The sequence below is a fragment of the Hydrogenobaculum sp. genome (genome assembly GCF_049967395.1).
In the GTDB taxonomy this organism is placed as follows: Bacteria; Aquificota; Aquificia; order Aquificales; family Aquificaceae; genus Hydrogenobaculum.
The window spans coordinates 1-4,654 of sequence record NZ_JBMFST010000070.1; the positions used below are offsets into that span (position 1 = coordinate 1).

Annotated in this window: 6 protein-coding genes; 2 read left to right on the forward strand and 4 right to left on the reverse strand. The window is 35.2% G+C overall.

The window, feature by feature from the left end; genetic code table 11:
- From ACP5S8_RS07745 to ACP5S8_RS07760, 4 genes are all read right to left on the reverse strand, one after another.
- Window positions 1-268: ATP cone domain-containing protein (locus ACP5S8_RS07745; RefSeq protein ID WP_461876375.1), on the reverse strand; the 268-nt coding region annotated here is incomplete at its 3' end.
- 110 nt (window positions 269-378) lie between these two features.
- Window positions 379-1,698, reverse strand: coding sequence for a nickel-dependent hydrogenase large subunit (locus tag ACP5S8_RS07750; protein ID WP_461876377.1), 1,320 nt, complete (start codon window positions 1,696-1,698; stop codon window positions 379-381).
- A complete protein-coding gene (locus ACP5S8_RS07755; RefSeq protein ID WP_461876378.1) occupies window positions 1,698-2,579 on the reverse strand; it encodes an NADH-quinone oxidoreductase subunit B family protein in 882 nt (293 codons plus the stop codon). The genes ACP5S8_RS07750 and ACP5S8_RS07755 overlap by 1 nt, the downstream gene beginning before the upstream one ends.
- Window positions 2,576-3,163 (reverse strand): TetR/AcrR family transcriptional regulator, encoded by a 588-nt coding sequence (locus tag ACP5S8_RS07760; protein ID WP_461876380.1) that lies wholly within the window; start codon window positions 3,161-3,163, stop codon window positions 2,576-2,578. The genes ACP5S8_RS07755 and ACP5S8_RS07760 overlap by 4 nt, the downstream gene beginning before the upstream one ends.
- A gap of 24 nt (window positions 3,164-3,187) precedes the next feature.
- On the opposite strand from ACP5S8_RS07760, the gene nikR reads away from it, so the two are divergent.
- Together nikR and ACP5S8_RS07770 are read left to right on the forward strand one after the other, a co-directional pair.
- Complete coding sequence (nikR, locus tag ACP5S8_RS07765) at window positions 3,188-3,598, forward strand: nickel-responsive transcriptional regulator NikR (protein WP_461870135.1); 411 nt, start codon at window positions 3,188-3,190, stop codon at window positions 3,596-3,598.
- Window positions 3,599-3,666: 68 nt separating this feature from the next.
- On the forward strand, window positions 3,667-4,654 hold a 988-nt coding region (locus tag ACP5S8_RS07770), incomplete at its 3' end, for a HoxN/HupN/NixA family nickel/cobalt transporter (RefSeq protein WP_461876381.1).

Here is a 4,654-nt window from a genome sequence, read left to right on the forward strand (position 1 = left end):
CTATAACGCTCAGCCCCCTTTTACATATAGCACTTATCACCTCTTCAGCAATATCTTTTATATAAGCGTTGTCTATTCCTTTAAACTCCGAAACCGCATCAAAAGCCTTTTCTATAGCCTTTTCTATCCTGCTTACATCAAAATCTACCTCTGTAACGTTGTCTCTCTTTAAAACCCTTGGCAGACTTGTGAACCGTGGCAGACTTGTAGATCGTGGCAGACTTGTAGGGCGTGGCAGACTTGTTTTTACATCAAAAAATAATTCCATAGAAACCTCCTTATAATAAAAATCAATATTACTATGATAACATTTATTCACTATTTGTATATGCTTTATATCGTAATATTCTTTAAGTCTCTATAAATATGAAAATTTTGTTAATAACTAACGCAAGAAGCACACACATCAAAGCTTCTAAGAGATAGGTAAGCCTCTACATCGGAAGAAAGCCCAACGATAGATTCTTGAGCGGGACTCATATCTTCATCGTAGCTGCCAAGGTTCCACAAAGTAGGTGTGACTATCTTATAATCTTTTACAAGACCGTTTTCTATATTTATTTCGTGTATAAGAGTACCCCTTGCCGCTTCTACAACACCTACTCCTTTTCCTGTAAAAGGCTCTTTTATAGGTGGTTTGATATAAGAAAGTTCCTTGATATTTATAGAATCCAAGGCATCTTTTATTAAAAGAGTTAGAGAAACTATTTCGTCTATTCTTGCCATAACTCTTAAGAACAAAGAATCTCCAAATTCTTCTAAAAGCTCTAAAAATAAAGAATTTGAAGAATTTATCTTTCTTGCCAACGGTCCCGTCTCAAACCGTTTTTTATTGTAAACCGCCCCTGTAATCTCTTTTACCTTCTTAAACTCATGCTCTTTGGTATCTATGTTTTTAACATCAAAAGACTCTTTGATACCGTTTTCAAAAACTACCGCATCCACATAGCCTTTTATAGACCCACCCGTCAAAAATCTTTTGTAGGCGATGCCTTTATGAAAAAAGTCAAAAGTTGAAGAAAGTTTTACAAAATCTCCTATATCACCTTCTTCATAGCTTAAAAGCTCATCTTTTGAAAAAGAAAGATATTTATCTGTAGGCATTCCTATTATATAGGTCTCTATGCTTTTTAAAAGCTGTATACAAAAGCTTTTAGCTGTATTTAGCTCATAATAAGTAAAATCAGACGTTATGCCGCCTGGTACGGCGTAAGAGCTATGAGGCCATTGACCTCCAAATAAAGCTATTATCTTTATCGGATAGTTGCTTATAGCTATACCTCTTTTCCACTTTTCACCCTCAAATGGAAGATAATCAACCATATCTTTATCAAGCTTTGGAATTTCTGACATAAAATAGGCGTAAAACCATCTTATATGGTTTTGAATCATCTCAGATAAAAGCGTTATATACCTTACAAGGTAAGCTTTTGTAGATAAATGAAAATCGCGATACTCCTTCTTATAAGCGTCCTCTATAGCTTGAACAGAAGCCATAAGATGAGCATGTCCACATATACCACATACTCTTGGTGTCAATATTATGCTGTCAAGATAGGGTTTTGTTTTAAGAATATTACTAAAATCTCTATACGAAGTACCAAGAATATAGGCTTTTGCTATCTTGCCCTTAGAGTATTCTAGTTTTAATTCTACCTCACCCTCTAATCTGTTTAAAATAGTTTTAGTGATTTTCATCAGAGCTTATCTTTAAGCCTCTCTGGGGTAAAAGTTTTTGCAACACCTGCAAGAAGTATATACCCTCTTTTCGATACACCAAGAGGAAGCTCTTTGGGTAATCCCATAGCTTGTTCTGTTTTAAGCATATTTTCTCTTGGAAAATCAAACTCAGTACAACCAACGCAAGGAGTACCCACTCTTGTTTTTGAGCTTACGCCGTTCCAAAGTATTTTGTTGCACGAAGAATGGGTTAGCGGGCCTCTACAACCAAGCTCGTAAAATAAACAGCCCTCTTTTGTACCAAACTCTTTTGATTCTACCTTCCACTCAAAGTATTCGTTTCTTAAACATCCGTTGTGAGTTAGGTACCTAAATACATCCTTTGGTCTGTTGAACTCGTCTAACTCTATACTTTTATCTTCCAACAAAGCACTTATTACATAATAAATCCATTCTGGATGAGCAGGACACCCCGCTATATTTATAACCGGGTATGAAGATTTTGATAAGAAAGTTTTTCCTAAAAGCCCACCAAACTCTTTAAATCTAAATTGAAGCCCCGTAATATGAGCGTCTGCCTTTGCATGGACTCCACCAAAAGAGGCGCAATCTCCCAAAGCAACAACATATTTGGCTTTTGAGGATAAAATCTTTACAATGTTTGGAAAACTGTGAGAACAAATATGCCTAATAGACTTGCCTATAGCACCCTCTACTATCAAGATATCTAACTCTTTTTCGTCTTTTAACAAAAGCCTAACGCTTTCTTCAAGGGATTTATCGGATAGAGGATGATAAAGTATTTCTATATTTTCAAATAAATGCTTGTGTTCCATACACAAAAACGACTGTGTATTCGCTCCGCAAGAAAGCCCCTGTATCCAAAGAAGCGTTTTCATGCTTTTAAAGCCATATATATATTTTCCGATATGTAAGGCTCATAATAGTCTAAATCGTTGTCCAAGACCCCTTCATAGTATAAAAACACTATACCGCCTATTGAACCCATCATAGTAGAAAAAGCTGTGAAAAATTCTTGATTTCTAAGCTCTTTTTTCTCTACGCCGTCAGATAGCAGTATCATAGTTTCTGTGACAATCTCTTTCACGCAGGCAAAACCTTCGCACCCGTCTTTAAAAACCTCTCTATTTACTAAAAAAACTTTTAGAAAATAGTTCATGAGCTCTGGTTCATTTTTTGCAATATCAAAAAAATTTTTAACAAAAAGCCCTATCTTCTCTTTTGTGCTTATATTTAAGGAGTTTATGTAAGAGAGTTTTTCTCCTACAAGCTTTGAAACTGTAAGCATTGTTTCTTTTGCAAGCTCCTCTTTTGATTCAAAGTAATTGTAGATATTGCCTACGCTCATACCCAAAGCGTTTGCTATATCTGGTATAGTGGTATTGTAATAGCCCTTCTTAGCAAAAAGCTCACAGGCTACTTTTATAATTTGATTTCTCTTCTCGTCTTTTGTCCTTGGCATAGAAAATATAATATAATGAAAAAGATGGACAAAGCAAAGGTTGAAAGGATATGCATAACAATACCAAGAGAGCTTGTGGATTTTATAGATAAAAAAGTAGAACAATCTTATGCATCAAGATCTGAGTTTATAAGAGATTTGGTAAGAGAGGCCATCGTAGAAGATGAATGGAAAGATGAAAACAACGAACTTATAGGAGTGCTCGTGATAATATATGATCATCATAAAAGAGAGCTTACACAAAAATTGCTCGATATACAACACGACCACTATATAAACATTCTATGCACTACGCATATACATATCGATCATAACAATTGTTTAGAAACTATAATGATAAAAGGTCCTAGCCAAACGATAATAGAAACTGTAAACATCATAGCAGGGCTAAACGGCGTTAAGTTTGCCAAGTTGGTAAAAGCTTCAAAACTATAGCATATATCATATTACTTTTTTCAAGAAAATATTATAATAAATGATAATTCATTCATAAAGAGGATGATGTGAGAAAAAGTAAAAAAGCAAAGCTTATGCTGTTGGGGCTTGTTGGTTTTAATGGGCTCATCTGGAGCTTGTTTATTGTAAACTTTTACAACTTACCCGGACTTTTAGCTATAGGTGGCATGGCATATCTTTTTGGATTAAGGCATGCTTTTGATGCAGACCATATAGCGGCCATAGACAACGTCACAAGGAAGCTTGTTCAAGACCAGCACGATGCTAGTAGTGTTGGGTTTTTCTTTTCTTTGGGACACTCAAGCGTTGTGATAGGTCTTTCTTTAGCTCTTGTTTTTGCTACAAAAGCTGTAAAAGAATCTATACCTACTTTACAAAGCGTGGGTAACGTTGTTGGTACTCTAATATCTGCTTTTTTTCTCATATTGATAGGGGTCTTAAATATATTTATCTTTAAAGCCTTATACGATATATACAAAATGTATAAAGAATCCTCTTCGGAGTATCAAGAAGAATTGAACAAAACCTTCAATGAGCTTTTAAACAAAAGAGGTTTTATGGGTAGGGTTTTTAGCTTTTTGTACAAAAAAATAGATGCCCCTTATAAGATGTACATAGTAGGATTTTTGTTTGGCCTTGGTTTTGATACGGCTACAGAGATTGCTATCCTTGGCATATCTGTGGCTTTGGCAAAAACAAACATGGATATATGGGGCATATTGCTGTTTCCCCTGCTTTTTACCGCTGGCATGACGCTTATGGATTCTTTTGACTCTCTTATTATGAACAACATATACGCTTGGACAAACAACGACCCTCTAAGAAGACTATCTTTTAACTTGGTTATCACAGGGGCAAGCGTTTTTATAGCGCTTTTTATAGGTACCCTTGAACTTTTACAGATTTTGACCCAAGAGCTTATGCCAAAAGCCTATTTTACAGCTTTTATAAACGGTATACCCTTGGGTAAAGTGGGTATATTTATTGTACTTTTCATGATATTCACATTTTTAGGAGCGTTTATTTTTTATGGAA